The following is a 25,594-nucleotide window of genomic DNA, read 5'->3' as shown; positions in this document are numbered from 1 at the left end:
TCTGGCTCGGATCGGGTACTCAGCGGCGGACCCACAAGCCGGCCGGTGCCTGTCCGGCGGCGCTGGTCGGCTGCCAGACGTAGCCGGCGGCAATCGCCTGCTGCAGCTGCGACCAGGCCTGCGGGTTCTGCGCATCGCGCGGATTCCACACGATATACCGGACATTCTTCGCCGTCAGCCAGGCCAGCGGGTCGGCCAGCGTCGCAGCGTAGAAGCCGCGGATCGCGTCGCGGGTGATCCAGACTTCGGGGGTGTTGCCGTGCCAGGTGATCAGGTGCGACGGCCAGCCGAGCAGCGACGGTTTGGCGGTGAAGGCGGCGACGATATTGCTGTCGGTGTACGCATCGCCATAGACGTTCTCGAGCACGATGCCGTCGGGCTGGCGCGCCAGCGCCGCCATCAGGTCGCGCATGGCCGGGTCCTGCGTGTAGACGGCGGTGGCGTCGAGCCGGCCGCGGTCCGTCGGGCTGGCGTTGGCAAGGTAGCGGACATTGTCCCAGGCGTAGGTCAGCGTGATCAGCGCCAACGCCGCGGCGACGATCACCCTGACCCAGCGGCGCGGCTGGCCGAGCAGCAGCGCGCCGAGCAGCGCGAGTCCGCCGGTCCAGATCCAGCCCCACCACTTCATCACCGTGTTGGTGCGCTCGAAACGCCCGCCGGACGGATCGTCGACGAAGACGAACTCCGCCAGCAGCAGCAGTGCGCCGAAAGCCAGCGCCGCGTAGAGCGTGAAGCCGCGCGTGCGCCATTGCGTGGCACCGGCGACGAAGGCGAGCACGATCAGCAGCAGCAGTGGCCATTGCAGGGTCAGGTACTGCAGCAGCGGTGCGTGGTCCATTGCCGCGACCAGCCGGATCGGCGTAGCCAGCGACTTGGTCGCGAATCCGGCAAGGAAAGGGTAGAGCAGCAGGAAGGCCGCGGTACCGCCGGCGACCAGCGCCGGCCAGTCGGTGCCGGGTGCGGTGGCCGCATCGGCCGGGGCATCGGCATCGGCTTGCGGGCGGCGCTGCCGCCACGCGGCCCAGCCGGGACCATGACGCCACGCGGCCCAGCCGGCAATGAGCAGCGCCTGCAGCGGGAAGACCCAGGTGTTGGTGGCGATCGTCACCGGCACGGTCAGGCCGATCAGCGCGGTGTTGACCCGGCGCGAGCCGCTGCCGGTCTCGACCATCGCCATCAGCGCCAGCGCCAGCAACAAGAGGAAAAAGCCGCCGAGCGGCGGATGGTAGTCGCCGACGAAGTACTGGTAGCCGAAGTTCTCGAGCGGCAGTTCGCGCGCTTCGAAGCGCGATTCGCGCGGGTAGAGCGAGTGGCCGAGTTCGGTATCGAGGCGCTGGTCGTAGAGGCCGACGAAGCGCGCGCTCGCCCACATCCGGTCGTTGACCTCGGCGTTCGGGTTGTTGACGTCGCCCTGGCGCACCAGATGCACGACGGGGCTGGCACCGGTGGCGCCGAGCAGCAGCGTGACGACGAGCAGGATTTTCAGCCCGCGCGTGGCGATGAAGCGGCTGGCGATGTCCCACGCCAGTGCCGCGCTCATCGCCATCAGCAGCGGCATCGCCAGGTTGTAGGTGAGACCCGGCCTGATTGCGAACAGCCGGCCCATCAGTGCCGCGCCGTAGTGCTGGAACGCGTAGTAGAAGTCGAACACCCGCGGCGTGAACCAGTGGTCGGGCGGCGGCAGCGTCGCGCCGGGCAGGTAGTTGCCGATGAAGAACAGGTCGGTGACGCGTTCGCTGGTCGGGTAGATCGACGGGTAGAACCACTTCCACATCAGCCCGTAGCCGACGAAGGCCCAGAACAGCAGCTCGCTGCGCATGAAGCCGGCGGTTTTGAGCCTGTCCTTGTCCCACCACAGTGCCAGGAGCGCGATCGCGGTCGTGAACGGCCACAGTCCGGCCAGGCGGCCCCAGCCGTGGAAGTGTTCGAGGAAGAAGCAGGCCAGCGTGATGCCGAGGACGCCGGCGGCGCGGGCGACGTGGAACGACGGGATCAGCCGCGAAACCACGGCCGAGACGGCGGCGAAGTGGACGAGGATCAGCGCCAGCGTCAGCGCGTAATAGATCAGGGTCATTGCGTTACGGTCCTTTGGGGCGTACGGACGAACACGCCGTACTCGTCGGCGCCGGCCTGCCAGAGCGGCTGCCATTGGTAATCGGGGGCGAGGGCCGCCTTGAGCCGGGCCAGTGCGGCCGTGCCGCGCCCGGTGTCGAAGCGGCTCCAGACGACGTAGTCGACGTGCTGGCCGAGCAGCCATGCCCGGGCCGCCGGATGCGTGCCGGCGTAGATCGCGCGCACCGCATCGCTGCGCTCGGCGATGTAGGCCGGATTGCCGCGCCATTGCGCGACATGCGTCGGCCAGCCGAGGGCCGACGGCTTGCCGGCGAACAGCGCGAACGCGCCGCTCGGGCTGTAGGCCGTGCGGTCTGCACTTTCGAGCACCAGCCCCTGCGGCTGCGCCCTGAGCCAGCCGAGAATGGCCCTGTTGGCGTCATCCGCCTTGAGCCAGGCGTCGCCGGCAAGCTGGCCTTGGTGCGGCCGCGGGTTGTGCCACCAGAACTGCAGCTGCGGCAGCACGAAGGACAGCGACGCCGCCAGCGGCACGACCGTGGCGATCCGGCGCCAGCGTGCCGCACTGCCGAGGTTGATCGCCGCCAGCCAGACGACGGCGCCCGGCCACAGCCACGACCACCACTTGAGCACGGTATTGAAGCGCTGCAGCCGCTCGCCCAGCGGATCGTCGACGGTGACGAGCTCGGACAGCGCCAGCATCGCCAGCACGCCGATCGTGCTCCACCACGCCAGCCGCGCGCGCGGCCCCTGCGTCAGCGCCAGCGCGGCGAGCAGCAGCACCGGCCACCACAGCAGCAGCCATTCGCCCGGCGGCGAATACTCGAACGGCGCGGTCAGCACGATCGGCGTGCGCAGTCCGGCCAGTGCGAAATAGCTCAGGAAGGGGTAGAGCAGCGCCAGCGCGGCGGCGGCACCCGCGGCGGCCGGCAGTACCGGACAGGCGAGCTTGCCGCGCCAGCGGTACAACAGCCAGCCGGCGACGAGCAGCGCCATCGGCGGCAGTACCCACGCGTTGGCGGCGATGCTCAGCGCGACGCTGGCGCCGATTGCCGCGGCCGCAACGCCGGTACCGGCGGGTTCGTCGCCGCCCTCGTCCGTGGCGGGCCGTTCGATCCGCGCGATGAGCCCGAGCACGAACAGCAAGAGCACGAAGCCGGCGAGCGGCGGATGCACGTCGCCGAGGTAGAGCAGGTAGGACGGCGTTTCGAGCGCCAGCTCCATCGCCGGTGGCGCATCGGGCGGGAACAGCTTCTGGCCCGGCACCGAGTTCGACAGCCGGTCGTACAGGCCGATGAAGCGCGTGTTCGCCCACAGCCGGGCGACCGACGCCGACTGCGCCGCCGCCGGCGTGGCATCGGCGGCGACGTAGAGGACGTTGAGCAGCGGCGCGACGCCGGTGCCGCCGGCGATGACGGTTGCGACGATCAGGCCGCGCACGGCGTTCGATGCGACGAAACGCCGCGCGATGCTCCACGCGAGGCTGCCGATCAGGCCGAACAGCAGCGCGCTGCCGAGATTCATCGCGTGGCCGGCGGAGAGGTTGAGCCAGCGCCCCATCAGCGCGACCGCATAGTGCAGGAAGGCGTAATAGCAGTCGAAGACCGCGCCGGGCAGCCAGCGGTCCGGCGGCGGCAGCACGGTCCCGCCAAGGTAGTTGCTGATGAAGTACAGGTCGGTCAGGTGCTCGCTGGTCGCGTCGATGTCCGGCCAGCCCCAGCGCCATGCCAGCGCGACGAGGAAAGGCACGGCGAACGGCAGCTGGGCCAGCCAGAAGCCGCGTTCGCGCGCCGGGCGCCAGACCAGCGCGACCGACACCGCGGTCGACACAGGCCACAGCCACGCCAGCCGGCCGAGGCCGATGAAGTGTTCGGTGAAGAACAGCACGAGGCACAGCGCCAGAACGCCGCCGGCGCGCGCGAGCTGCACGTCGGGCAGCCAGCGGTGCACGAGGCGCGCCAACCCGGCCAGATTGACGAGCAGCAGCGCGAGCGTCAGTGCAAGGTAGATCAGACTCATCTCTTCCATCCCCGGCGCGGGTCATGGCCCGGCCTGTTTGTCGCGGCTAACAAAACCCTGCTGGCTGCGTTGCGCTCACTTGCCGTACCAGTTTTGTACTGCTGCGACCGACAGGAAGTCCCCGTGGGACGTTTCGCACGCCTTGCCAGCACCGTTGTACCGGGTTTTGTTATCCGCTTCTTATTTGGTAGCGGTTGTTGCTGCCGCTACGCTGGAAGCGAGCTTACAATCAATCGCGCGGCCGCAACAGCCCGCCGCCCGGCAGTACCGCTTGCCCGCGACAGGCGGCTGCGGTTCAATCGCGGCCATGCCGATTTCCTGCCGTCCCGCCTGCGCTGCCTGCTGCATTGCACCGTCGATCACCAGCCCGATTCCGGGCATGCCCGGCGGCAAGCCGGCCGGCGTGCCGTGCGTGCAGCTGACCGACGACCTGCGCTGCGCGATCTTCGCCGACCCGGCAAGGCCGGCGGTATGCGGCGGCCTGCAGGCCGAGGCGGCAATGTGCGGCGCCGACCGGCACCACGCGCTGGCGTGGCTGACCGAGCTCGAGCGCGCGACCGCACCCTGATCGGCCGGGGGAGCCCGGCGCGGTGCCGGGCTTCGGGGGCGTGGTTCAGAAGCTGAATTCGGCGCTGGCCCTGATCGTGCGCGGCGCACCCTGCGTCAGGATGAAGCCGTAGCTCGTCAGCCAGTACGCTTCGTTGGTGACGTTGTCGACGTTGAGCCTCAGCGTCACGTCCTGGCCGCCGACGCGGGTTGCGTAGCGGGCACCGAGATCGAACAGCGTATAGCTGCCGGCGAAGTGCGCGTTGCTGGCCTCGAGCGGCCGCTCGCCGACGTATTGCGCGCCGCCGCTCAGCACCAGCCCGCCGGTGCCCGGCACGGCGTATTCGACGTAGGCATTGGCCTGCGCCTTCGGCGCGCCGTAGGGACGCTTGCCGTCGACGCTGGCATCGCCCGATTCGTTCCGGCCGGCCAGCCACATCGCGCTGCCGAGCAGCGTCCAGTCGCGGCCCAGCGCGGTCTTGCCCGACAGTTCGAGCCCCTGGCTGATTTCGGTGCCGTCCTGCACGTAGACGTTGCCGCTGTTGACGTACTCGAGCCCGCGCTCGAGCCGGAACAGCGCGGCGCTGGCGCTCCAGCCGGCGTTGTCGGTCTTCACGCCGACCTCGTACTGGCGGCTCTTGATCGGGGCCATCACCGTATTGGCGTTGGCGGCCGCCTTCGGTGCGGAGCCGCCCTGCTGCAGCGCCTCGACGTAGCTGCCGTACAGCGAGACGTTCTGCACCGGCTTGTAGATCAGGGCGACGGTCGGCGTCGTCGGCGAGCGGTCGTAGCTGCCGGTCTGCGTGCCGCTGGCGGCGTCGAACGAGCGCTGCTCGTAGTCGGTGTAGCGCAGCCCGACGAGCAGCGACCACTGCTCGTCGAACGTGATGGTGTCGCTGGCGAACAGCGATTGCTGCGTCGTGTCCGACGACTTGCCGAGGTTTTTGTCCATCGCCAGGTCCGGGTTGGCGAAGTCGCCCGGATTGCCGAGGTTGCCGGTGCCGAGGACCGCCTGGTTCCAGCCCGACACCGGCATCTTTTCCGTCAGCAGCTGCCAGCCGGTGCCGAGCACGACCTCGTGCCCGATGCTGCCGGTGTTGAAGCGGCCGGTCGCCATCGCCTGCAGCGTCTGGTACTCGTAGCGCGTGTAGGCGACGTACTGCAGCTCGCCGTAGCCGCCCCGGTTGTCGAGCAGCACGATCGCGCTGTCGGCGTTCTCGCGGTTCTGCTGCGAGTAGCGGTAGCCGGCCTTGAAGTCCCAGCTGTCGTTGATCGCCCACTTCAGCTCGGTGCCGGCGATCTTGTACTCGGTTTCGTAGTAGGTGAACGGCGAGGCGAGCCGGTCGCGGCCGTCGATCGGCGCCGGGATGCCGACCGAACCGGGCGGCGCCATGCCATAGGCGTCGCCGAGCACGACGCCGTAGTAGGCGCCGTCGACGTGGCGCTTCTGGTACAGAGCGTCGGCCGAGACCAGCAGGTCCGGCGTCAGCCGCGCGTCGACATAGACCGATGCCGAATCGCGCTTGATGTTGCCGCCGTCGACGTAGGTGTCGCCCTGTTCGTGGACGGCGTTGACGCGCACGCCGAACATCTGGTCGGTGCCGAAGCGGCCGCCGACGTCGGCGCCGAGCTTGCCGACGCCGTCCGACGCGTAGCCGGCGGTGACGCTGCCGGCGAAGTCGTTGCCGGGACGCTTGTTGACGAAGTTGGCGATGCCGCCGGGGCTGCCGAAGCCGTACATGAAGCCCGACAGCCCCTTGAGCAGCTCGACCTGCTGGTAGTGCTCGAGCGGCAGGTCGCTGGCCCAGTTCGGCACCGCGTAGCCGTCGATCTTGAAGCCGTTCAGCAGGTCGAGCTGCTGGCCGCGGATGCTGATGCCCGACGATTCGCCGACGTAACCGTTGGCGATCGGCGTCACCGCGGCGTCGGTCTTGAAGAGGTCGTTGATCGTCGTTGCCTGCGTGTTCTCGATGTAGTGGTCGGTGACGACATTGAGCGAGAACGGCGTGTCGAGCACGCTGCGGCTGCCGAGCGCGCCGCTCGTGGCCTGGTTGCTGCGGTAGGCGTCGAGCGCGGCGGCGCCGTCGCTGCCGGCGTGGACTTCGACCTTGTCGAGTGTGGTTTCGTCGGCGGCGTGGACGACGGAAAAGGCGAGGCCTAACGCGACCACAAGCGGGCGCATCACTGGGTGGTGCATGGAAACTCCGGGAGGGTGACCGGCTGGCGGCGGCTTGCCGGTGGGGGACTGGGAAAGGTCAGGCGGTCTGGACGGCCGTTGCCGGCCGCGCGGGCGGCGGCAGCGTCCAGACGCTGTTCGCGTCGCCGGTGGTGGCGCGGCGGTGCGTTGCGACGGCCAGCCGCAGGAAGCCGAGGCCCAGTGCCAGCGCAACCGCATCGACGCCGAAGACGATCCATTCGCCGCGCCACGGCGTCGCCAGCAGGTGGTCGCCGGTCAGCACGGCGTTGGCAAGCGGGATCGCCAGCGTGACGAGGCCGGCGGCGGTCAGCAGCTCGATCGCGGCGCGCGCGGGCGGCCGGCAGAACGCCCACGCCAGCGCGGCGAAGAAGGCGCCGAAGCAGGCGGCCTGTTCGGCCGTCGTTGCGCTGATGCCGGCGGACTGCGCGGCGAGCGTCGCGACGAAGGCCGCCGAGATGCCGATGCACGTGCCGATGCACACGCCGACGGTGGCCTGCGCCATGATCCGCGTCCGGCGCGGCTGGTCGGCGTGGCGGCGCTTGCGGCGCGCCTCGATCCACAGCAGGTTGCCCGAATAGAACAGGAAGGCGCCGGCGAGCCCGAGCAGGAAATACAGCCCCTTGACCAGCGCCCCGCCGTAGTTGCCGAAGTGCAGGCCGTACACGACCGACAGGCCGCCGTGGTTGGCGTCGCGCCGGTCGGCAAGCTGGACGTTGAGCACCCGGCCGCTGACCGCGTCGAGCGCCAGCCCGCCGTAGGTGCCGAGCGACTGCGGCATCCGGCCGCGGACCTCGACGACGGCGCTGGCGTCGCCGTAGTTCAGGTAGCGCAGCGCGTCGGGCGCGAAACCCGGCGCGGCGGCGCGGGCCCGGGAGAGCAGCTCGGCCGGCGGCAGCATCGCGCCGGGCCGGCCTGCGGCCGGACGGGCAACCGCGGCCATCGTCGCCGCCGGGACTTCGGCGGCGAGCTTGCCGTCGAAGGCGGCGAAATCGAACGCGGCGAGCACGACCCCGAACAGGCAGAAGATCGCCCCGGTAACTGCGAAGACCAGATGGAAGGGCAGGCTGAGCACGCCGATGACGTTGTGCGCGTCCTGCCAGAAACGCTTTAGGTTCTTGCCCGGCCGCAGCGCGAACAGGTCCTTCTTCAGCAGCGGCAGGTGGACGATCAGCCCCGACACCAGCGCCAGCCCGTAGAGCACGCTGATGATGCCCATCAGGTAGAGGCCGGCCTCGGGAATGCCGAGCGAATAGTGGATGCGGTTGACGAGGTCCGAGAGCCCGGCGCCGTGGTCGACGAGCACGGCCGGGCCGACCGGCGCGTGCCGCCATTCGCCGTCGAACCACCACGCGGAGAGTTGCGGCGAGTGCGAGCCGGGCAGCACCAGCGTCATTTCGGCCCTTGCCGCCGGATGCGCGGCGACGAAGGCGTCGATGGCCGCTGCGGCCTGCGACAGCGCGCTGGCCGGCGCGGTGCGCGCGGCCGGCGACTGCCAGGTGTGCAGCTCCTCGTGGAAGACCGTGATCGCACCGGCGTAGAAGGCGACGAACAGCGCAAAGCCGGCGATCAGGCCGGTCCAGGTGTGCAGCGCCTGGTAGACGCGCAGCGTGGCGGACTTGAACATTCAGTTCGCTCCGTGCCGGACGGCCCACAGCAGGGCGGCGGCGGCGGCGTTGGCCAGCAGCAGCCAGCCGCAGGTGGACCTGACCGAGCGGGTGTTCGCGCTGGCGGCGATCACGCCGACCCAGGCCGGAAAGAACGGCAGCAGCATGACGACGATCGCCGCGCGCCACGGGCCGGGCAGCGCCACCGCGACGGCGGCGAGCACGAAGATGCACAGCGGCAGGCCGAGCACGGTGCCGGCAAGGCAGCGCCAGAGCATCACCGTGCCGCTCCGCGCCAGGCGACGACGTAGGGCAGCGCGACGGTGCCGAGCATCAGCGCGGCGAGCATCGCCATCAGCCCGGCGGCCGTGCCGAGCGCGGCGACCCAGGCGACGGCCGCGGCCGCGGCCAGCGGCAGCAGCACGATGCGCCGGCGCCGCAACGGCACGGCGAGCAGCCGCTGCTGCGGCGAGGTCAGGTAGCTGGCGGCAGCGAGCAGCAGCGTCAGCAGGCAGGCGAGGGCGGACATGGAGACACGTTCTTCGGCAATTGGTTCACGTAAAAGATAACACGAATGATTCTCGTTTATCTATCGGGTCATCCGCCGATGGCGCGATAAATAATTCTCTCCGGCGCCGACGCATCGCGGCCCGCCGGCGCAGGCACGCCCGCAGGCCGCGCCGGCACAAGGTGTCCGGCCGATGCCAACAATTCACGCTTGATCTGGATCAAGGGCTTTCCGCGCTGCCGCGCTGCGCCTGCCATGAGGGGCATATCGTTGCGATAAGAAAACTTTATCGCCGAAGAGAATTTCTCATCATGAAACTCACCCTCGACCTCGAACAGCTCGCCGACTTCCTCGGCCAGGCGCTCGGCCGGCATACCGAAGTGGTGATCCACGACCTGACCGATCTGGCGCATTCGCTCGCGGTGATTCGCAACGGCCACGTCACGCGGCGCGAAGTCGGCGCACCGGCGACCGACCTGACGCTGCGCATGGCGCGCGACTGCCTGCAATCGCGCGGCGCACCGTTCCGGACCAACTACACCGGCAAGACCGTCGACGGCCGCCGGCTGCGCTCGTCGTCGCTGGTGATCCGGGACGATGCCGGCAAGCCGGTGGCGATGATCTGCCTCAACAGCGACGACAGCCACTTCCACGCCGCGATCGACGCTGTCCGCACCTTGCTGCCGGTCTGCGACGACGACAGGGGCGAGGAGCTGTTCTCCAACTCGATCGAGCATGTCGGCGAACAACTGCTGGCCGACGTGCTCGCGAGCTATCCCGTCGCGCCCGGGAAGATGAGCGCCGACGAGAAAAAGGAGGTCGTGCAAAGGCTAGACCAGAGCGGCGTGTTCCTGGTGAAGGGCTTCATCGCCCGCGCCGCCAGCCAGCTGGGGATTTCGGAACCGACCCTATACCGCTACCTGAAAGCCTGATCAGGTCGCGACACCACCACAACAGGCAGAGTCGAATTTCAAACCAAGAGGTAAGCCAAATGGACACAACACTCGATCGGGATGTGGTCGCGCCGCCGACCACCCGTGCCGGCAAGGCCGGCATGAGCGAGCGGCAATGGCAGGACGCCACGCGCTTCGACAGCACCGACTGGGGCTGGGTGATCATGAGCATCGGCATGGCGATCGGTGCCGGCATCGTCTTCCTGCCGGTGCAGGTCGGGCTGATGGGCCTGTGGGTGTTCCTGCTGTCGTCGATCGTCGGCTATCCGGCGATGTATTTGTTCCAGCGGCTGTTCATCAACACGCTGGCGGCGTCGAAGGAGTGCACCGACTACCCGGGCGTGATCGCCGGCTACCTCGGCAAGAACTGGGGCATGGCGCTCGGCGTGCTGTATTTCGTGATGCTGGTGATCTGGGTCTTCGTCTATTCGACCGCGATCACCAACGACAGCGCGTCGTTCATCCAGAGCTTCGGGCTGACCAAGGATCTCCTGTCGCACCACTGGTGGTACGGACTGCTGCTGATCATCGGCCTCGTTGCACTGGCTTCGCGCGGCGAAAAGCTGCTGTTCAAGGTCGCGACCGGCATGGTGCTGACCAAGCTTTGCGTCGTGGCCTTCCTCGGCCTGTCGATGGTGCCGCACTGGCATGCCTCGAACGTCGGCACGCTGCCGGCAACCGGCGAGCTGATCAAGCAGGCGGTGGTGATGCTGCCGTTCACGCTGACGTCGATCCTGTTCATCCAGAGCCTGTCGCCGATGGTGATCTCGTACCGCGCCAAGGAGCAGTCGATCGAGGTCGCCCGTTTCAAGGCGATGCGCGCGATGAACATCGCCTTCGGCATCCTCTTCGTCGTGGTGTTCTTCTATGCGGTGTCGTTCACGCTGGCGATGGGCCACGAGGACGCGGTGCGCGCTTCGCAGCAGAACATCTCGGCGCTGGCGATGGTTGCGCAGACGATGACCGGCCACGACGCCGGCAGCTCGGTCGTCAAGATCATGACGCTGGTGCTGAACATCTTCGCCGTGATGACGGCCTTCTTCGGCGTCTTCCTCGGTTTCCGCGAAGCCTGCCAGGGCATCGCGATGAACGTGCTGCGCCGCGTGGTGCCGGAAGACCGCATCAACACCGGCCTCGTCGCCAAGGGCATCCTGGTGTTCGCGGTGCTGGTGTCCTGGGGCGCGATCGTCCTGAACGCACCGGTGCTGAGCTTCACGTCGATCTGCAGCCCGATCTTCGGCCTCGTCGGCTGCCTGATTCCGGCCTACCTCGTCTACAAGGTGCCGATGCTGCACAAGTACAAGGGCGTCGCGCTCTACCTGATCATCGCCACCGGCATCCTGCTGTGCGTGTCGCCTTTCCTCGCCTTCTCGTGAGTTTCCCCGATTGCCTGCGAACACCGATCAATCACACTCGAACGAGATACGGAGAACCATCATGAAAACGCAACTGTGGCCCGAATTCATCAAGGCCGTGAAACAGGACGTCGCCCCGGCGCTGGGCTGTACCGAACCGATCTCGCTGGCGCTGGCCTGTGCGATCGCCGCCCGCGAGCTCGGCGCCGTGCCCGAACGCATCATCGCGAAAGTGTCGCCGAACCTGATGAAGAACGGCATGGGCGTCACCGTGCCGGGCACCGGCACCGTCGGCCTGCCGATCGCCGCCGCGGTCGGCGCGCTCGGCGGCAATCCGGACGGCAGGCTCGAAGTGCTCAAGGGGCTGTCGGCCGACACCGTTGCCGCCGGCAAGGCGATGCTGGCGGCGCACCGGGTCGAGGTCGGCATCGCCGACGTGAGCAACATCCTCTATGCCGAAGCGCGGCTCGAGGCCGACGGCCACTGGGTCCGCGTGTGCATTGCCGACGCCCACACCCAGGTCGTGCGGATCGAAAAGGACGGCGAGACGCTGTTCGAGGCCGAGTCTGCCGGCGGCGGCGGCGAGGACGGCTACTCGCTGGCCGGCGCGACCGCCCGCGACGTCTACGATTTCGCGACGATGGCGCCGTACGAGGACATCGCCTTCATCCTCGACGCCGCAAGGCTCAACGACGCGCTGTCCCGCGAGGGCATGGGCGGCGAATACGGCCTGCACATCGGCGCCACCCTGCAGCGCCAGATCCACAAGGGCCTGCTGTCCGACGATCTGCTGAGCCGGATCCTGATCCGCTCGACCGCGGCGTCGGACGCCCGCATGGGCGGCGCCACGCTGCCGGCGATGAGCAACTCGGGCTCGGGCAACCAGGGCATCGCCGCGACGATGCCGGTGGTGGTCGTGGCCGAGCACGTCAAGGCCGACGACGAAACGCTGGCGCGCGCGCTGATGCTGTCGCACCTGATGGCGGTGTACGTGCACGGCAAGCTGCCCAAGCTGTCGGCGCTGTGCGCGGTGACGACCGCCTCGATGGGCGCCGCCGCCGGCATCGCCTGGCTGCTGCGCGGCGGTTACGACGCGGTCGCGATGGCGATCTGCAGCATGGTCGGCGACATCGCCGGGATCATCTGCGACGGCGCGTCGAACAGCTGCGCGATGAAGGTCTCGACCTCGGGCACCGCGGCGTACAAGGCGGTGCTGATGGCGCTCGACGACACCCGCGTGACCGGTTTCGAGGGCATCGTCGCGCACGAGGTCGACGCGTCGATCGACAACCTGTGCGCGCTCGCCAGCGGCAGCATGGTGCAGACCGACCGGCAGATCATCGACATCATGGTCCAGAAAAACTGCTGACCCGGTGCCGCGCAGCCGGCCCGCCCGTGCGGCGGGCCGGCATCCTTCCCGAACATCCCTTCCAAGGAGCAAACCGATGAATACCCTGAACTCCCCCCAGGCACCGGCCGCCATCGGCCCCTATGTACAGGCCAAGCAGTTCGGCGATCTGGTGTTCCTGTCCGGCCAGTTGCCGATCGACGCCGCCACCGGCGAGATGCCGGCCAGCGCCGGCGCGCAGGCGACACAGTCGCTGGCCAATGTGGCGCACATCCTTGCCACCGTCGGCCTCTCCGCCGCCGATGTGGTCAAGACCACGGTGTTCGTCAAGGACCTGAACGACTTCGCCGAGATCAACGAAGCCTATGCGGCGTTTTTCGCCGGTACCGGCACTTTCCCGGCGCGCAGCTGCATCGAAGTGGCGCGGATTCCGAAGGATGCGCTGGTCGAAATCGAGGTGATCGCGGGTGTCCGCCGTGATTGAGGCCGAGGCCGGCCCCGGAGAAAAGGATGGCGCCGCCATCCTTTTTTACGTCTTCTGCATCACCGTGGCGAACAGCAGCGACGCCAGCCAACCGTCGAGCCAGGCGATCAGCCGCGGGTAGGGCGACGCGTAGAACCATGCGCGGTCGACATGGGCGAACTGGCGCACGAACGGGAGCAGCGCCGCATCGGCCAGCCCCGCTTGCGCACCGCCCAGATGCGCCCGCTGCGTCAGCAGCGCTTCGAGCCGGGCGAGGAAGCGCTCGCCGCGCTGCCGGTAATGGCTGGCCGGGTGCTCGGGAAAACGCTCGGCATACTTGTAGCGGTCAAGGTCCTGCTTGAAGCCGCCGTCATTGTCGGCGATCAGCGCCAGCGCGTCGGCCCGGCCGGCCAGCCAGTGCAGCGGATCGTTGATCGCCAGCGCCCACAGCATGATGTCGAGGCTTTGTTCGATCACCCGGCCGTCGGGCAGGCACAGCACCGGCACGGTGCCCTTGGGCGAGGCGGCGAGCAGCGCCGCCGGCTTGTCGCGCAAGACCACTTCGTACTGTTCGACGTCGACGCCACTGGCGGAAATGGCGAGTCGTGCGCGCATCGCGTACGGGCAGCGGCGGAAGGTATAGAGCAGTGGTTTCATTGGCTGGTGGCCGGCTGGGCGGGTGTTTCGGCAGCGGCGCGCTGATGGCGGTGCGCGTGGATGAACTCGCCGACCGGCATCGGCCGGCCGAAATAGTAGCCCTGCAGGTAGCGGACATTCAGCGCCTGCAGGTAATCGCGCTGTGCCGCCGTTTCTACGCCCTCGGCGACCAGATCGATGTCGAGCTTGGTCGCCAGCGCCGCCAGCGTGTCGATCAGGTGCGCCGACAGCGTATCGGCGCCGATGCGCTTGACGAAGCTCTGGTCGATCTTCAGCGCGTCGACGGCGAAGCGCTGCAGGTAGTTGAGGCTGGCATGGCCGATGCCGAAGTCGTCGATCGCGACCTTGACGCCGATCGCGTCGAGCTGCTGGAACAGCAGGTCGGTGTCGTCGGTCGGCTCGATCAGTTCGCGCTCGGTCAGTTCGAGCCACAGCTCGACGCTGTCCGGCGGAAACGCGGCGAGGAAGTCGCGGCAATCGTCGAGCAGCCGCGGTTCGCGACAGTGGGCGGCGCTGATATTGAAGCCGATGTGAAAGCGCGGCGGCAGTTCGGCCACATGCGGCGCCAGCGCGGCGGCAACCTGGCGCATCAGCTCACGCGTCATCGGCAGGATCTGGCCGGTTTGCTCAGCCATCGGGATGAACAGGTCGGGGCGGATCAGCCCCTCGCCGGGCAGGTGCCAGCGTGCCAGTACCTCGACGCCCGCCCAGACGCCGTCGTCGGCGTTGACGATCGGTTGCACGAAGGGCTCGAACTGGCCGGCGTCGAGCGCGCGCTGCAGCACGGCGCGCGGCGAGCTCGGCCGGCCGAGCAGCCGGTAGCACAGCAGGCCGCCGAAAAGCCCGACGCCGGCGGTCAGTACCAGCAGCGCCAGATTGTATTCGAGCATGTAGGTCCAGACCGCGCCGTCGGGCGAACCGGCGACCACCGAATACGGGAAGTGGGCCGAGGTACGCGTTGCGGTCGCATGCGGCAGCGGCGGCAGCGGGCCGTCACCGACCCGGCCCTGGCTGTCCATGTGGCTGGCGCCGACCCGGAAGTAAAGCTCGCTGCCCTGCGCCGTCAGTTGCAGCGCGGTCTGCAGGTAACGGCCGTCGACCACCGACAGTATTGCCGCATCGCCGACCGGGCGCCGGACGATCAGCACCGGCACGTCCGGCGTCGTGATGTTGCCCGGCCTGAGCCGCAATCGCCCGTCGGTGTACGCAGCCGCGTCGATCGTTTCGGTGACGGCGCCGAGCAGCGAGGTGCAGTAGAGCTGGCCGCGCAGCGACAGGTTGACCGAACGGACATAGGGGACGGTGGCGACCTGCCGCTGCAGCACGCGTTCGGTACCGATATCGCACGGGCGGCCGGCGTAGAGCTCGACCGCCTTGCCGGCCATTTCTCCGTTGGTGATCATCCGGTCGAGTTTGATGATCGCGTTGTCCGCAACCGCGTCGGCCCGCTGTTGCAGCAGCCAGCGCGCCTGCAGGGCGCCGACGCCGACGCCGAGCAAGGGCAGCGCCAGCGCGACAAGCAGGGACAGTGCCAGCCGCGGCCAGTAGCGTGCAGCACGTGGCTGGGCCGGCGACGGCAGGCCGGTCGCCGGGGCGCCGCGGAGCAGCAGCAGGGCAAGTCGTTTCGGCATGGAAATCCGGGTCAGGGTTGGGGGCGGGATACTTGTTGCCAAGGGCGACCGGGCCGGAAGGCTGCTTAATTCTAGGATGCGGGCGTGTCCTGCCACTGGCAGCATTTGGACTTGCGCTACTCACTTTGTACCGCTTTCTCGCTGCAGGCGCCGGTTTTGTAGGGGTAAATAAGAATGATTATTGATCATTGTCTGGATTAGAATGCCGCCCATCTGATCCGGAGCCCCTGCTGATGTCCTCCCTTCGTCCCCTGTTCGCTTCGCTCGCGCTCGGCGCGGCGCTTTACCTGCCCGCCGCGCTGGCCGCCGACGTGTCCCAGCGCGCGGTGCTCGAGCAGTACGCGGTGATCGCCTCGGCGAGCTACCAGGACAGCCTGGCCGGCGCCAGGGCCTTGCAGGCCGCGATCAACGAATTCGTCGCCGCGCCGAGCGAAGCCGGGCTGGCCGGGGCGCGCCGGGCGTGGATCGCCGCGCGCGAAAGCTACGGCCAGAGCGAGGCGTTCCGCTTCTACGGCGGCCCGATCGACGACGAGAACGGCCCGGAAGGCCGCATCAACGCCTGGCCGCTCGACGAGGCCTACATCGACTATGTGAAGGGCAAGCCCAAGGCCGGCATCGTCAACAACCCCAAGGCCGTGATCAGCGCCAGAAATCTGGCCAGGCTGAACGAGCGCGGCGGCGAGGAGAACGTCGCCACCGGCTGGCATGCGATCGAATTCCTGCTGTGGGGCCAGGACTTCCGCGCCGACGGCGCCGGCGATCGCCCGTACACCGACTACACCAGCGCGGCCAACGCCGAACGCCGCAAGCTGTACCTGCAGACCGTCGCGCAGATGCTCGTCGACGATCTGGCCGCCGTCGCGCAGCAGTGGCAGCCCGACGCGCAGAACTACCGCGCGCGCTTCGTCGCCGGCGGCGACGCCAGCGTCAAGAAGATGCTCACCGGCATCGGCACGCTGAGCCGCGGCGAGCTGGCCGGCGAGCGCATCGAGGTCGCGCTCGACACGCAGAACCAGGAAGACGAGCACTCGTGCTTCGCCGACAACACCCACCGTGACATCGTCAACAACGCCCGCGGCATCCGGAACGTCTGGGAAGGCCGCTACGTGGCGGCGGACGGCAAGGTGATCGAGGGCGCGAGCCTGAAGCAGCTCGTCGCGCAGAAGAACGCCCAGGTCGCCGACGCCGTCAGCGCCGACATGGCGCAGTCGGTGAAGCTGGCAGAGGCGATCCAGCCGCCGTTCGATCGCGAGATCGTCGGCAAGAAGGACGCGCCGGGCCGCAAGCGCGTCGTCGCGGTCGTCGACAGTCTGAAAAAGCAGGCCAAGGGTCTGGTCGAGGCGGCCAGGGCGCTCGGCATCAAGCGGCTGAACACCTCGGTCTGAGCCTGGGAGCGGCTGGCCCTGCTGGTCGTGCTTGCCGTTGTGACCGAAGGAAGTCCCCGTGGGACGCTTCGCACGCCAGCACCGTTGCAGTGGGTTTGCGTAGCCGCTCTTTAAGTACAGCCGTTTCCCGCCCGGCGCGTCCGGGCGTTTGTCATTAGAAAGCGATATGAACAAAGCATGGATACTGGGCGTCGCCGTTGCGAGCGGCGTCACGCTGGCGGCGTACGAGACGGTGTTCGAGGCCGGCGAAGACCTGCCCGGCGGCGTCGCCGCGACGATCGACGATCACGGCAAGAACGCGTTCTCGCTGCCGGCACCGGGCCTGAGCGAGGCGCAGAAGACCGATTTCGTCGTCGGCAATTCGTTCTTCAAGAAGGCCTGGGTCGAGGCGCCGTCGTCGACGACGGCGCGCGACGGGCTGGGGCCGCACTTCATCGCCCGCTCGTGCGGCGCCTGCCACGCGCTCGACGGCCGCGGCGCGCCGCCCGACTTCGACCGCGACATCCAGGCCGAGCAGCCGATGGCGTTGCTGATCCGGCTGTCGGTGCCGGGCACCGACGCGCACGGCGGCCCGAAGCCCGAACCGGTCTACGGCGGCCAGTTCAACAACGATGCGGTGGGCGGCGTGAAGCCCGAAGGGCAGGTGCAGATCCGCTACACCGGGGTGGGCGGGCGCTTTGCCGACGGCACGCCGTACACGCTGCAAAAGCCCGACTACACGCTGACCGGACTCGGCTACGGCCCGCTGCACAAGGACACGATGCTGTCGCCGCGGATCGCGCCGCAGATGATCGGCCTCGGCCTGCTCGAAGCGGTCAGGGTCGACGACGTGCTCGCCAACGCCCGGCGCCAGGCGGCCGAAGGCCGGGGCATCCGTGGCGAGCCGAACTGGGTCTGGGACGCGTTCGCCGGCAAGACCGTGCTCGGCCGTTACGGCTGGAAGGCCAACGTCGGCAGCGTCGCGCACCAGAGCGCCGGCGCCTTCATCGGCGACATCGGCATCACCTCGAAACGCTTTGCGCACGAAGAATGCACGGCCGCCCAGACCGACTGCCGCAGGGCGCCGTCGGGCGGCAGGCCGGAAATCGACGACCGGAAGCTCGCGCAGGTGGTGCTCTACAGCCAGACGCTGGCAGTGCCGAGCCGGCGCGATCCGCAGGACAGCGCGGTGCTGCGCGGCAAGCAGGTGTTCCGCGACGCCAACTGCGTCAGTTGCCACACGCCGAGCTACACGACCGGCCGGCACCCGACGGTTCCGCAGCTCTCGGGCCAGAAGATCTGGCCGTACACCGACCTGCTGCTGCACGACATGGGCGACGGCCTTGCCGACGGCCGGCCCGACTACAAGGCCGGCGGCCGGCAGTGGAAGACGCCGCCGCTGTGGGGGCTGGGACTGGTGCCGACCGTCAACGGTCACAGCCGCTACCTGCACGACGGCCGTGCCCGCGACCTGATGGAAGCGGTGCTCTGGCACGGCGGCGAGGCCGCGGCGAGCCGCGATCACGTGCTGAAACTGAACCGGCAGGACCGCGACAATCTGGTCGCCTTCCTGCAATCGCTGTGATGCCTTCGAGGAATGCCATGCGCCGAATCCTGATCGCGGGCTGCCTGAGCCTGTGCGCCGGGCTGGCCCACGCCGAAGCCGCCGTTCCCGACGCTGCGTTCGCGACCGGCTGGCTCGACAACGCCTACCTGGGGCGCTACCGCAGCGTCGTTGCCGCGAGCGAACGCCTCGACGCCAGCGTCACCGCGCTGTGCGCCGGGCCCGACGCGCGCCGGCTCGATGCCGCGCGCAAGGACTGGATGACGGCAGCGCTGGCGTGGCGGACGATGGACGGCGCGGCGCTCGGGCCGATGGTGCTCGAGCGCACCGGCCGCCGCGCCGATTTCCGCCCGACCCGGACCGCCGAAATCGAGGCGCGCATCGCCGCCGGCGACGGTGTCGATCCGCTCAACGTCGCCGCGCGCGGCCTGCCGGCGGCCGAATACCTGCTGTGGGGCGACCGCGCACCGCAGGCGCAACTGGCCCGGCTGAAGACGCCGGCGCGCTGCGCCTACCTCGCCGGTACGACGACGCAGCTCGTCGCCGACCTGCGCGCGGTCGACTGGCCGCTGTACCGCGGACAGCTGAACGGCGCCGAGGCGTATTTCCGCCGGCAGATGCTGCCCGAGGCGGTCGGGCTGATGCTGGCCGGGCTCGAGGGCACGATCCGGCTGCTGCCGCGCGTCGCCGACGCCGAACGCGACGCGTACGCGCAGTGGCGCAGCGACAGCACGCGCGCCGCACTCGGCGCCCAGCTCGACGGCTTCGCGACCGGCTACTTCGGCGCCGACGGCAAGGGCGGGCTGGCCGCGCTGGTGCGCGAACAGGGCCACGACGAGGTCAACGACACGGTGGCCCGCGCGCTCGCCGCCAGCCGTGCCGCGTGGCGGAAACTGCCGCAGCGGCTCGACGGCGGTTCGGCGGCGCCGGCGCGCAAGGCGTTCACGAACGCGGTCGCGGCGCTCAAGCGCAGCGTCGAGGGCGACGTCGCCGACGCGCTCGACCTCTCGCTCGGCTTCAACGACAGCGACGGCGACTGATGCTGTCGCGCCGCGCCTTCCTGACCGCGCTCGGCGCGCTGGCGCTGCCGCTGCCGGCGCTCGCGTCCGGCCCGGCCCGCACGCTGCTGGCCGCGGCGGCCGACGACGGCGGGCCGTTCTTCGGCGCAACCGGCGGGCCGCTCCTCGGCGCCGCCGGCGGGCTGCTCCCCAGCGCCGCCGGCGGCAAGGCGGTGCCGTTGGCGGGGCGCGGCCACGGCATCGTGCCCGTGCCGGGAACGACGCAGGCCATCGTCGTCGCGCGCCGCGCCGGCTACTGGCTGGCGCGGATCGACTGGGCCGCCGGCGCCCTGCTGCGCGAGGCCGAGGCCGCGCCCGAGCGGCACTTCTTCGGCCATGCGCTGTTGAGCCCGGACGGCACGACGCTGTATACGACCGAGAACGACATCGCCAGCGGCCGCGGCGTCATCGGCGTCTGGGACGCGGCCAGCCTGCGGCGGCGTGGCGAGTTCGGCAGCCACGGCATCGGCCCGCACGAGCTGGTCTGGCTGGTGCCGGGCCGGCGGCTGGCCGTCGCCAACGGCGGCATCCTCACCCTGCCCGAGAGCGGCCGGATCAAGCTCAATCTGGCGCAGATGGCGCCGTCGCTGGCGGTGGTCGACGTCGCCGACGGCCGCCTGGTCGCCGAGCATGTACTGCCGGACCGCACGCTGAGCCTGCGGCATCTGGCCATCGCCGCCGACGGCACGCTCGGCATCGCCATCCAGGCCGAGTCGCCCGACGGCCGGCCGGTCGACGACGCACCGCTGCTGGCGGTGCTGCGCGATGGCGCGCTGACGCTGGCGGCGACCGCGCCGGGGCTCGGCGGCTACGCGGCGAGCATCGCCGCGCACGGCAATGTGTTCGCGCTGACGGCGACGCGCGGCAATGCGCTGGCGCTGTGGGGCAGCGACGGCACGCCGCTGGCGGCGATCGCGCACCCGAAGCCGGCCGGCGTCGCCAGCGACGGCACGCGGCTGTGGGTCAGCAACGAGACCGGGATGATCGCCGAGGCCGACCTGAAGCGGCGCGTGCTCACGCCGCTGCTGACGCGTGCCGGCACCAGGTGGGACAACCACCTGGTCCTCGCCTGAATCGCGCGCGTTCGCCGCTGAAACATTGAGGATGATAACAATTCTCGTTAATATGGCGGACTGAATGCCCGGACTGGCGTCTGCGGCCGAACGAATCGCACAAGGAAACGAGATGGAAACCAATCCCTACGGCATCGCCGCGCTCTGGGCGCAGGGCGATTTCGTCACCCGCAGCGTCGCGATCCTGCTGCTCGTGATGTCGATCGCATCGTGGTGCGTGATCGTGCTCAAGGCGGCACGGCTGGTGAAGCTCAAGCGCCAGGCGAGTGCGGCCAGCAACGATTTCTGGCACCAGCGCGACTTCGCCGCCGGCCTGACCGTACTCGGCGAAACCCGCGCGGCAAACCCGTTCCGCCATCTGGCCGAGGAGGGCGCCGACGCCGTTGCCCACCACGCGCACAACAAGAACGACCTGCACGGCGCGCTGAACGTCAGCGACTGGGTCACGAGCAACCTGCGCCGCGCGATCGACGATGCGCAGCAGTCGATGCAGTCCGGGCTGTCGATCCTCGCGTCGGTCGGTTCGACCGCGCCGTTCGTGGGCCTGTTCGGTACCGTCTGGGGCATCTACCACGCGCTGGTCGGCATCGGCGTATCGGGTCAGGCGACGATCGACAAGGTCGCGGGTCCGGTCGGCGAGGCGCTGATCATGACGGCGTTCGGCCTTGCCGTGGCGATCCCGGCGGTGCTCGGCTACAACGCGCTGGTGCGCGGCAACAAGGCGGTGGCGATGCAGCTGTCGCGCTTCGCCCATGACCTGCACGCCTACTTCGTCACCGGTTCGCGCGTCGGCAGCACGGCCGCGTCGCCGGCGCCGGCGCTGAATGTCGTCAACGGGAGCAAGTGATGTCGTTCGGCAGCCTTGACGACAACGATGACGTGATGAGCGAAATCAACATGACGCCGCTGGTCGACGTCATGCTGGTGCTGCTGATCATCTTCATCATCACCGTGCCGGTGATCAACCATGCGGTGAAGATGGACCTGCCGCGCGCGGCCAACCAGCCGCAGCAGGTCAAGCCCGAGAACATCGCGCTGTCGATCGACGCGACCGGCGCGCGCTTCTGGCAGGGCGAGCAGATCGACGAGGCGGCGCTCGAGGAGCGGCTCAAGACCGCGGCCGAGAAGAAGCCGCAGCCCGAGCTGCACCTGACCGCCGACCGCAACGTCCGCTACGAGGTCGTCGCGCAGACGATGGCCGCGGCGCAGCGCAGCGGGCTCGAGCGCATCGGCTTCGTCACCGACCCGAAGGCGCAGTAAGCGCCCATCCCGTTAGGCGACTGCGGCTGCGCATTTTGGCCCCGTCCGGTGCTTCTCACACCCCGAGGGTGCTTCCTTCGGTCGTCCTCATGGACCACGTGTCCATTCCGGTTTCTGCGCTCCGGGCGGGACCAAACTGCTTTGGCTCGCTCGCCTACCGGAACAGGCTCTTAACCCGCTTCTGCTCACCGCGACGCCCGCTTCAGGCGGGCGTCGGCGTTTTTTTCAAGCCCAAGCGTTTACGCTGCGTATCCGCCTGTCATCGGGCATGCTCGGCAGACTGGCAGGAAGCGACCTGGAGAAAACGATGTGGGACGACATTGCCGCGGCGATCCGCGCCGCCGGTGGCGGCTCGGGCGAGCCCGGCGCCGTCCGGCCGGTCGGCGGCGGCGACATCAATGCCGCGTACCGGTTCGAGCTCGGCGGACGCAGCTACTTCGTCAAGTGCAACCGAAAGGCCGCACTGGCGATGTTCGACGCCGAGGCCGCCGCACTGGCGCAAATGGGCGCGCGGATCCGCGTGCCGCAGGCGCTGTGCACCGGTACGAGCGGCGAGTGGTCCTTCCTGGTGCTCGAATGGCTGGACCTCGAACGCCGCGGCGACGACGCCCGGCTCGGCGAGGCGCTGGCCGGCGTGCACCGGCTGACGATGCCGCGCTACGGCTGGGACATCGACAACGCCATCGGCCGCAGCGCGCAGGCCAACGGCTGGCTGGCCGACTGGGCGGACTTCTGGGCCCGGCGCCGGCTGGCGCCGCAGCTCGGGCTGGCGGCCGGCAATGGTGCGCATTTCCGCGACGGCGAGACGCTGCTCGCGCTGCTGCCGGCGCTGTTCGACGGTTACGCGCCGGTGGCGTCGCTGCTGCACGGCGACCTGTGGTCGGGCAACGCGGCCTTTCTGGCCGACGGCACGCCGCTGCTGTTCGACCCGGCCAGCTATTTCGGCGACCGCGAGACCGACCTGGCGATGACCGAGCTGTTCGGCGGCTTCTCGCCGCGCTTTTACGACGCCTACCGCGCAGCCTGGCCGCTCGACCCCGGCTACCCGGTCCGGCGCACGCTGTACCAGCTCTACCATGTGCTCAACCACTACAACCTGTTCGGCGGGCACTATCGTCATGAGGCCGAGTCCATGATGGGACGCCTGCTCGCCCAGCTGCGCTGACGGCTGCCGCCGCTGCGATAAAATCGACAAAACACCACTGGAAACCGAATGGAAGCCACACTGCGATCGATGGTCAGCGCGCCGACCGACCGCGCGTTCGACCTGTTTCGCGAGCTCGTCGACACGATGCGCCCGCGTGACCATGCCGACGCCGTTGCCGCGAACAACGCGGTACAGGCACTGGCCTACCTGCTCGAACAGTACCCCGACTTCCGCGCCGCGCTGCGCCGCCACCTGCTGCACCTGCTGTCGACGCGCAAGCAGGTCCAGCTCTACACCGACACCGGCATCCTCTCGAACGAGACCTTCTACACCGCGCTGACCCGCCGCATCGGCTACCGCGTGCTGCCGCCGGTGTTCAACCGCTATTCGCTCAAGGACGTGTTCGGCGCGCTGTTCCACAAGAAGACCGACTACGTCTGGCTCGAGTCGATCAGCCGCGATGCGTGGCTGGCGCTCGGCCGGGCGATGCATTTTCACGACGAGACCGACCAGGGCAGCATCAACAAGACGCGGATCCAGGTGCTCGAGGCGATCCAGGTGCTGTCGTGCCGGCTCTCGGCCATCGGCCTCGAGCCCGATCTGGTGCGCAACAATCCGGACATCGAGCGCTTCGAGTCGCCGTTCGTGCGCCAGAACGTCGAAACGCTCGCCTACATCGAGCACTACCGCCGGACGATGATCGACGAGGCGCTGCCCGACGAGGACGTCCGGCCCATCCTCGTGCTGCTCGACCAGTGCGAGGAGTGGCTGACCCGGGCGAAGAAGAGCGCGGCCAAGAACGGCATCTCGGTCGGGCTGACCTACCATCTGGTGCGGATCTACCAGCACATCGAGCGCATGCGCATGCTGCTGATGCTGATCGACCCGGTGCCCAACCCCGAAAAAGCCGAGCTGGTCATCGACGGCCTCGTCGCGCTGGTGCGTGCCGAGAACCGCAAGTACCGGATCCGCGACGTGTTCGCCGAGAACACCTCGCTGCTCGCGCTGCAGGTCACCGAGCATGCCAGCCATACCGGCGAGCACTACATCGCCGAAACGCGCAGCGAATGGCTGGGGATGTTCAGGTCGGCCGCCGGCGCCGGCGTCATCGTCGGCTTCATGGCGCTGCTCAAGCTGCTGACCGCCAAGGCGCACATTCCGCTGCTGCTCGAGGCGATCCTGTTCGGCCTGAACTACGCGCTCGGCTTCATGCTGATCCACATGCTGCATTTCACCATCGCGACCAAGCAGCCGGCGATGACGGCGGCGAAGATCGCCGCGACCATCCACGCCGGCAGCAAGCGCGGCAAGCAGCGCGTCGATCTCGACGAACTGGCCGGGCTGATCGTCAAGGTGGTGCGGACCCAGTTCATCGCCATCGTCGGCAACGTTGCGCTGGCGATGCCGGTGGCGCTGCTGATCGCGATGAGCTGGAACTGGTATTTCGGCGTGCCGCCGGTCGACACCGCCAAGGCCGACCACCTGCTGCACGACCTGTCGCCGATCGCCAGCCTGGCGCTGTTCCATGCGGCGATCGCCGGTTGCTGCCTGTTCCTCGCCGGGCTGATTTCGGGCTACTACGACAACAAGGCGATCTACAACCGCATTCCCGACCGGATCGCGGCGCTGCCGTGGCTGAACTGGCTGGCCGGCGAAAGCCGCGCCAGGCGGCTGGCCAAGTACATCGAGAACAACCTCGGCGCGCTGGCCGGCAACTTCTACTTCGGCATGATGCTCGGCATGATCGGCACCGTCGGCTTCCTCCTGGGGCTGCCGATCGACATCCGCCACATCACCTTCTCGTCGGCCTACCTGTCGTTCGCCGCGGTGGCGTACAACTTCCAGCTCGACTGGCACGTCGTCGCGATGTCGGTGCTCGGCATCGCGCTGATCGGCATGACCAACCTCGCGGTCAGCTTCGGCTTGGCGCTGTGGGTCGCGCTGCGCTCGCGCAAGCTGACCTTCCAGGCGACCAAGCCGCTGCTCGGCGAGCTGGCGCGCCGCTTCGTCCGCAAGCCGGGCGAGTTCTTCTTCCCGGCGCGGGTACCCAGGCCCGCCATGCCCGAACCGCAGCTCGCGCTGCCCGATCATCAGGAGACCGTACGTGAGTGGGTTCGATTGCGTCGTCAACGCGCTGGTTGAGACCGGCTGGCATGTGCAGCCGGGCTTTCTGACCCCGGCCGAGGTCGCCGCGCTGGTCGCGGCGTCGAAAACGCGGCGCGGCGACTTCGCCCGCGCCGGCGTCGGCCGCGCCGGCGGCCACGCGGTCAACGGCGAGATCCGCGGCGACGAGGTGCTGTGGCTCGATGATGCTGGAGAGGCTGACGCGGGGGACCCGGCTGCGGCGGTCGCGCTCGACCGGCTCGAGGCGCTGCGCGGCGAGCTGAACGCCGCGCTCTACCTCGGCCTGGCCGAACTCGAATGCCATCTGGCGGTCTACCCGGAAGGACGCTTCTACAAGCGGCATCTGGACCAGCACCGCGGCGAGGACACCCGCGTCGTCACCATCGTGCTCTACCTGAACCCCGAGTGGGGCGAGGCGGACGGCGGCGAGCTGCGACTCTACCTCGACGACGGTACACATAGCGATGTGGCGCCGCACGGCGGCACGCTGGCGGTATTCATGTCCAACCGCTTCGAGCACGAGGTGTTGCCGGCGCGGCGCGAGCGCTGGTCGCTGACCGGCTGGTTCCGCCGGCGCGCGCTGTGACGTGCTGCACAGCGGCGGCGATATGCGGCGATTAAAATATGGGCAGTTCAAACCATCAGGAGGCAGG

Annotated in this window: 23 protein-coding genes; 14 read left to right on the top strand and 9 right to left on the bottom strand. The window is 69.0% G+C overall.

The window, feature by feature from the left end; all coding sequences use genetic code 11:
* Window positions 1–19: 19 nt before the first annotated feature.
* A complete protein-coding gene (locus BJP62_RS09960) occupies window positions 20–2,074 on the bottom strand; it encodes a DUF2298 domain-containing protein (RefSeq protein WP_070529451.1) in 2,055 nt (684 codons plus the stop codon).
* On the bottom strand, window positions 2,071–4,089 hold the full coding sequence (locus BJP62_RS09955; protein WP_070529449.1) for a DUF2298 domain-containing protein: 2,019 nt from the start codon (window positions 4,087–4,089) through the stop codon (window positions 2,071–2,073). The genes BJP62_RS09960 and BJP62_RS09955 overlap by 4 nt, the downstream gene beginning before the upstream one ends.
* Window positions 4,090–4,396: 307 nt before the next feature.
* Between BJP62_RS09955 and BJP62_RS09950 the strand changes: the two genes are divergently transcribed.
* Window positions 4,397–4,657 carry a YkgJ family cysteine cluster protein gene (locus BJP62_RS09950; protein WP_070529447.1) on the top strand — a complete coding sequence of 87 codons (261 nt, stop codon included), beginning with the start codon at window positions 4,397–4,399 and terminating at the stop codon, window positions 4,655–4,657.
* Between the two features lie 45 nt (window positions 4,658–4,702).
* Here BJP62_RS09950 and BJP62_RS09945 read toward each other — a convergent pair whose 3' ends face one another.
* From BJP62_RS09945 to BJP62_RS19180, 5 genes are all read right to left on the bottom strand, one after another.
* Window positions 4,703–6,832 (bottom strand): TonB-dependent siderophore receptor, encoded by a 2,130-nt coding sequence (locus BJP62_RS09945; RefSeq protein ID WP_083300830.1) that lies wholly within the window; start codon window positions 6,830–6,832, stop codon window positions 4,703–4,705.
* Between the two features lie 58 nt (window positions 6,833–6,890).
* On the bottom strand, window positions 6,891–8,456 hold the full coding sequence (locus BJP62_RS09940; protein WP_070529443.1) for a PepSY domain-containing protein: 1,566 nt from the start codon (window positions 8,454–8,456) through the stop codon (window positions 6,891–6,893).
* Window positions 8,457–8,717, bottom strand: coding sequence for a hypothetical protein (locus BJP62_RS09935; RefSeq protein ID WP_145927164.1), 261 nt, complete (start codon window positions 8,715–8,717; stop codon window positions 8,457–8,459). It abuts the gene before it with no gap.
* A complete protein-coding gene (locus BJP62_RS09930) occupies window positions 8,714–8,965 on the bottom strand; it encodes a hypothetical protein (RefSeq protein ID WP_070529439.1) in 252 nt (83 codons plus the stop codon). Before BJP62_RS09930 ends, BJP62_RS09935 begins: the two co-directional genes overlap by 4 nt.
* Window positions 8,966–9,033: 68 nt before the next feature.
* Complete coding sequence (locus BJP62_RS19180) at window positions 9,034–9,168, bottom strand: hypothetical protein (protein ID WP_257785843.1); 135 nt, start codon at window positions 9,166–9,168, stop codon at window positions 9,034–9,036.
* A gap of 87 nt (window positions 9,169–9,255) precedes the next feature.
* Here BJP62_RS19180 and BJP62_RS09925 point away from each other — a divergent pair, with 87 nt between their 5' ends.
* The 4 genes from BJP62_RS09925 to BJP62_RS09910 all read left to right on the top strand — a co-directional run bounded on the left by BJP62_RS09925 (window position 9,256) and on the right by BJP62_RS09910 (window position 13,084).
* Complete coding sequence (locus tag BJP62_RS09925) at window positions 9,256–9,876, top strand: transcriptional regulator (RefSeq protein ID WP_070529437.1); 621 nt, start codon at window positions 9,256–9,258, stop codon at window positions 9,874–9,876.
* 59 nt (window positions 9,877–9,935) lie between these two features.
* The gene (locus BJP62_RS09920; RefSeq protein WP_083300829.1) at window positions 9,936–11,273 is read left to right on the top strand and encodes an amino acid permease; all 1,338 of its coding nucleotides are present in this window, start codon (window positions 9,936–9,938) and stop codon (window positions 11,271–11,273) included.
* A gap of 61 nt (window positions 11,274–11,334) precedes the next feature.
* The gene (locus tag BJP62_RS09915) at window positions 11,335–12,621 is read left to right on the top strand and encodes a serine dehydratase subunit alpha family protein (RefSeq protein WP_070529435.1); all 1,287 of its coding nucleotides are present in this window, start codon (window positions 11,335–11,337) and stop codon (window positions 12,619–12,621) included.
* A 76-nt stretch (window positions 12,622–12,697) separates the two neighbouring features.
* The gene (locus BJP62_RS09910; protein WP_070529434.1) at window positions 12,698–13,084 is read left to right on the top strand and encodes a Rid family detoxifying hydrolase; all 387 of its coding nucleotides are present in this window, start codon (window positions 12,698–12,700) and stop codon (window positions 13,082–13,084) included.
* 45 nt (window positions 13,085–13,129) lie between these two features.
* Here BJP62_RS09910 and BJP62_RS09905 read toward each other — a convergent pair whose 3' ends face one another.
* Together BJP62_RS09905 and BJP62_RS09900 are read right to left on the bottom strand one after the other, a co-directional pair.
* On the bottom strand, window positions 13,130–13,720 hold the full coding sequence (locus BJP62_RS09905) for a glutathione S-transferase (RefSeq protein ID WP_070529432.1): 591 nt from the start codon (window positions 13,718–13,720) through the stop codon (window positions 13,130–13,132).
* Window positions 13,717–15,351: an EAL domain-containing protein gene (locus BJP62_RS09900; RefSeq protein WP_205700885.1), complete on the bottom strand. Its 1,635-nt coding sequence runs from the start codon at window positions 15,349–15,351 to the stop codon at window positions 13,717–13,719. The genes BJP62_RS09905 and BJP62_RS09900 overlap by 4 nt, the downstream gene beginning before the upstream one ends.
* 233 nt (window positions 15,352–15,584) lie before the next feature.
* Here BJP62_RS09900 and BJP62_RS09895 point away from each other — a divergent pair, with 233 nt between their 5' ends.
* The 9 genes from BJP62_RS09895 to BJP62_RS09855 all read left to right on the top strand — a co-directional run bounded on the left by BJP62_RS09895 (window position 15,585) and on the right by BJP62_RS09855 (window position 25,527).
* Entirely contained in the window at window positions 15,585–16,736 is a 1,152-nt protein-coding gene (locus tag BJP62_RS09895) for an imelysin family protein (RefSeq protein ID WP_070529431.1), read from the top strand.
* A 166-nt stretch (window positions 16,737–16,902) separates the two neighbouring features.
* Window positions 16,903–18,300, top strand: a complete 1,398-nt coding sequence (locus BJP62_RS09890; RefSeq protein ID WP_070529429.1) for a di-heme oxidoredictase family protein — start codon at window positions 16,903–16,905, stop codon at window positions 18,298–18,300.
* A gap of 17 nt (window positions 18,301–18,317) precedes the next feature.
* Entirely contained in the window at window positions 18,318–19,319 is a 1,002-nt protein-coding gene (locus BJP62_RS09885; RefSeq protein WP_070529426.1) for an imelysin family protein, read from the top strand.
* Window positions 19,319–20,410, top strand: coding sequence for a DUF1513 domain-containing protein (locus BJP62_RS09880; RefSeq protein ID WP_070529424.1), 1,092 nt, complete (start codon window positions 19,319–19,321; stop codon window positions 20,408–20,410). The genes BJP62_RS09885 and BJP62_RS09880 overlap by 1 nt, the downstream gene beginning before the upstream one ends.
* Window positions 20,411–20,522: 112 nt before the next feature.
* A complete protein-coding gene (locus BJP62_RS09875) occupies window positions 20,523–21,257 on the top strand; it encodes a MotA/TolQ/ExbB proton channel family protein (RefSeq protein WP_070529422.1) in 735 nt (244 codons plus the stop codon).
* The gene (locus tag BJP62_RS09870) at window positions 21,257–21,670 is read left to right on the top strand and encodes a biopolymer transporter ExbD (protein ID WP_070529420.1); all 414 of its coding nucleotides are present in this window, start codon (window positions 21,257–21,259) and stop codon (window positions 21,668–21,670) included. Before BJP62_RS09875 ends, BJP62_RS09870 begins: the two co-directional genes overlap by 1 nt.
* A 307-nt stretch (window positions 21,671–21,977) precedes the next feature.
* Window positions 21,978–22,835 carry a fructosamine kinase family protein gene (locus tag BJP62_RS09865; RefSeq protein WP_070529418.1) on the top strand — a complete coding sequence of 286 codons (858 nt, stop codon included), beginning with the start codon at window positions 21,978–21,980 and terminating at the stop codon, window positions 22,833–22,835.
* Between the two features lie 48 nt (window positions 22,836–22,883).
* Entirely contained in the window at window positions 22,884–24,959 is a 2,076-nt protein-coding gene (locus BJP62_RS09860; protein WP_070529417.1) for a site-specific recombinase, read from the top strand.
* Complete coding sequence (locus tag BJP62_RS09855; RefSeq protein WP_205700884.1) at window positions 24,922–25,527, top strand: 2OG-Fe(II) oxygenase; 606 nt, start codon at window positions 24,922–24,924, stop codon at window positions 25,525–25,527. Before BJP62_RS09860 ends, BJP62_RS09855 begins: the two co-directional genes overlap by 38 nt.
* Window positions 25,528–25,594: the final 67 nt, after the last annotated feature.

It is taken from the genome of Jeongeupia sp. USM3 (assembly GCF_001808185.1).
Classification (GTDB): Bacteria; Pseudomonadota; Gammaproteobacteria; order Burkholderiales; family Chitinibacteraceae; genus Jeongeupia.
The sequence above is the reverse complement of the archived record's forward strand: the minus strand, read 5'-3'. Positions and strand labels throughout refer to the sequence as shown.

Bases quoted from the DNA above. Each gene is read 5' to 3' on its own strand.
- BJP62_RS09960 (WP_070529451.1), bottom strand. From the start codon at position 2,074: ATGACCCTGATCTATTACGCGCTGACGCTGGCGCTGATCCTCGTCCAC.
- BJP62_RS09955 (WP_070529449.1), bottom strand. From the start codon at position 4,089: ATGAGTCTGATCTACCTTGCACTGACGCTCGCGCTGCTGCTCGTCAAT.
- BJP62_RS09950 (WP_070529447.1), top strand. From the start codon at position 4,397: ATGCCGATTTCCTGCCGTCCCGCCTGCGCTGCCTGCTGCATTGCACCG.
- BJP62_RS09945 (WP_083300830.1), bottom strand. From the start codon at position 6,832: ATGCACCACCCAGTGATGCGCCCGCTTGTGGTCGCGTTAGGCCTCGCC.
- BJP62_RS09940 (WP_070529443.1), bottom strand. From the start codon at position 8,456: ATGTTCAAGTCCGCCACGCTGCGCGTCTACCAGGCGCTGCACACCTGG.
- BJP62_RS09930 (WP_070529439.1), bottom strand. From the start codon at position 8,965: ATGTCCGCCCTCGCCTGCCTGCTGACGCTGCTGCTCGCTGCCGCCAGC.
- BJP62_RS09925 (WP_070529437.1), top strand. From the start codon at position 9,256: ATGAAACTCACCCTCGACCTCGAACAGCTCGCCGACTTCCTCGGCCAG.
- BJP62_RS09920 (WP_083300829.1), top strand. From the start codon at position 9,936: ATGGACACAACACTCGATCGGGATGTGGTCGCGCCGCCGACCACCCGT.
- BJP62_RS09915 (WP_070529435.1), top strand. From the start codon at position 11,335: ATGAAAACGCAACTGTGGCCCGAATTCATCAAGGCCGTGAAACAGGAC.
- BJP62_RS09910 (WP_070529434.1), top strand. From the start codon at position 12,698: ATGAATACCCTGAACTCCCCCCAGGCACCGGCCGCCATCGGCCCCTAT.
- BJP62_RS09905 (WP_070529432.1), bottom strand. From the start codon at position 13,720: ATGAAACCACTGCTCTATACCTTCCGCCGCTGCCCGTACGCGATGCGC.
- BJP62_RS09900 (WP_205700885.1), bottom strand. From the start codon at position 15,351: ATGCCGAAACGACTTGCCCTGCTGCTGCTCCGCGGCGCCCCGGCGACC.
- BJP62_RS09895 (WP_070529431.1), top strand. From the start codon at position 15,585: ATGTCCTCCCTTCGTCCCCTGTTCGCTTCGCTCGCGCTCGGCGCGGCG.
- BJP62_RS09890 (WP_070529429.1), top strand. From the start codon at position 16,903: ATGAACAAAGCATGGATACTGGGCGTCGCCGTTGCGAGCGGCGTCACG.
- BJP62_RS09885 (WP_070529426.1), top strand. From the start codon at position 18,318: ATGCGCCGAATCCTGATCGCGGGCTGCCTGAGCCTGTGCGCCGGGCTG.
- BJP62_RS09880 (WP_070529424.1), top strand. From the start codon at position 19,319: ATGCTGTCGCGCCGCGCCTTCCTGACCGCGCTCGGCGCGCTGGCGCTG.
- BJP62_RS09875 (WP_070529422.1), top strand. From the start codon at position 20,523: ATGGAAACCAATCCCTACGGCATCGCCGCGCTCTGGGCGCAGGGCGAT.
- BJP62_RS09870 (WP_070529420.1), top strand. From the start codon at position 21,257: ATGTCGTTCGGCAGCCTTGACGACAACGATGACGTGATGAGCGAAATC.
- BJP62_RS09865 (WP_070529418.1), top strand. From the start codon at position 21,978: ATGTGGGACGACATTGCCGCGGCGATCCGCGCCGCCGGTGGCGGCTCG.
- BJP62_RS09860 (WP_070529417.1), top strand. From the start codon at position 22,884: ATGGAAGCCACACTGCGATCGATGGTCAGCGCGCCGACCGACCGCGCG.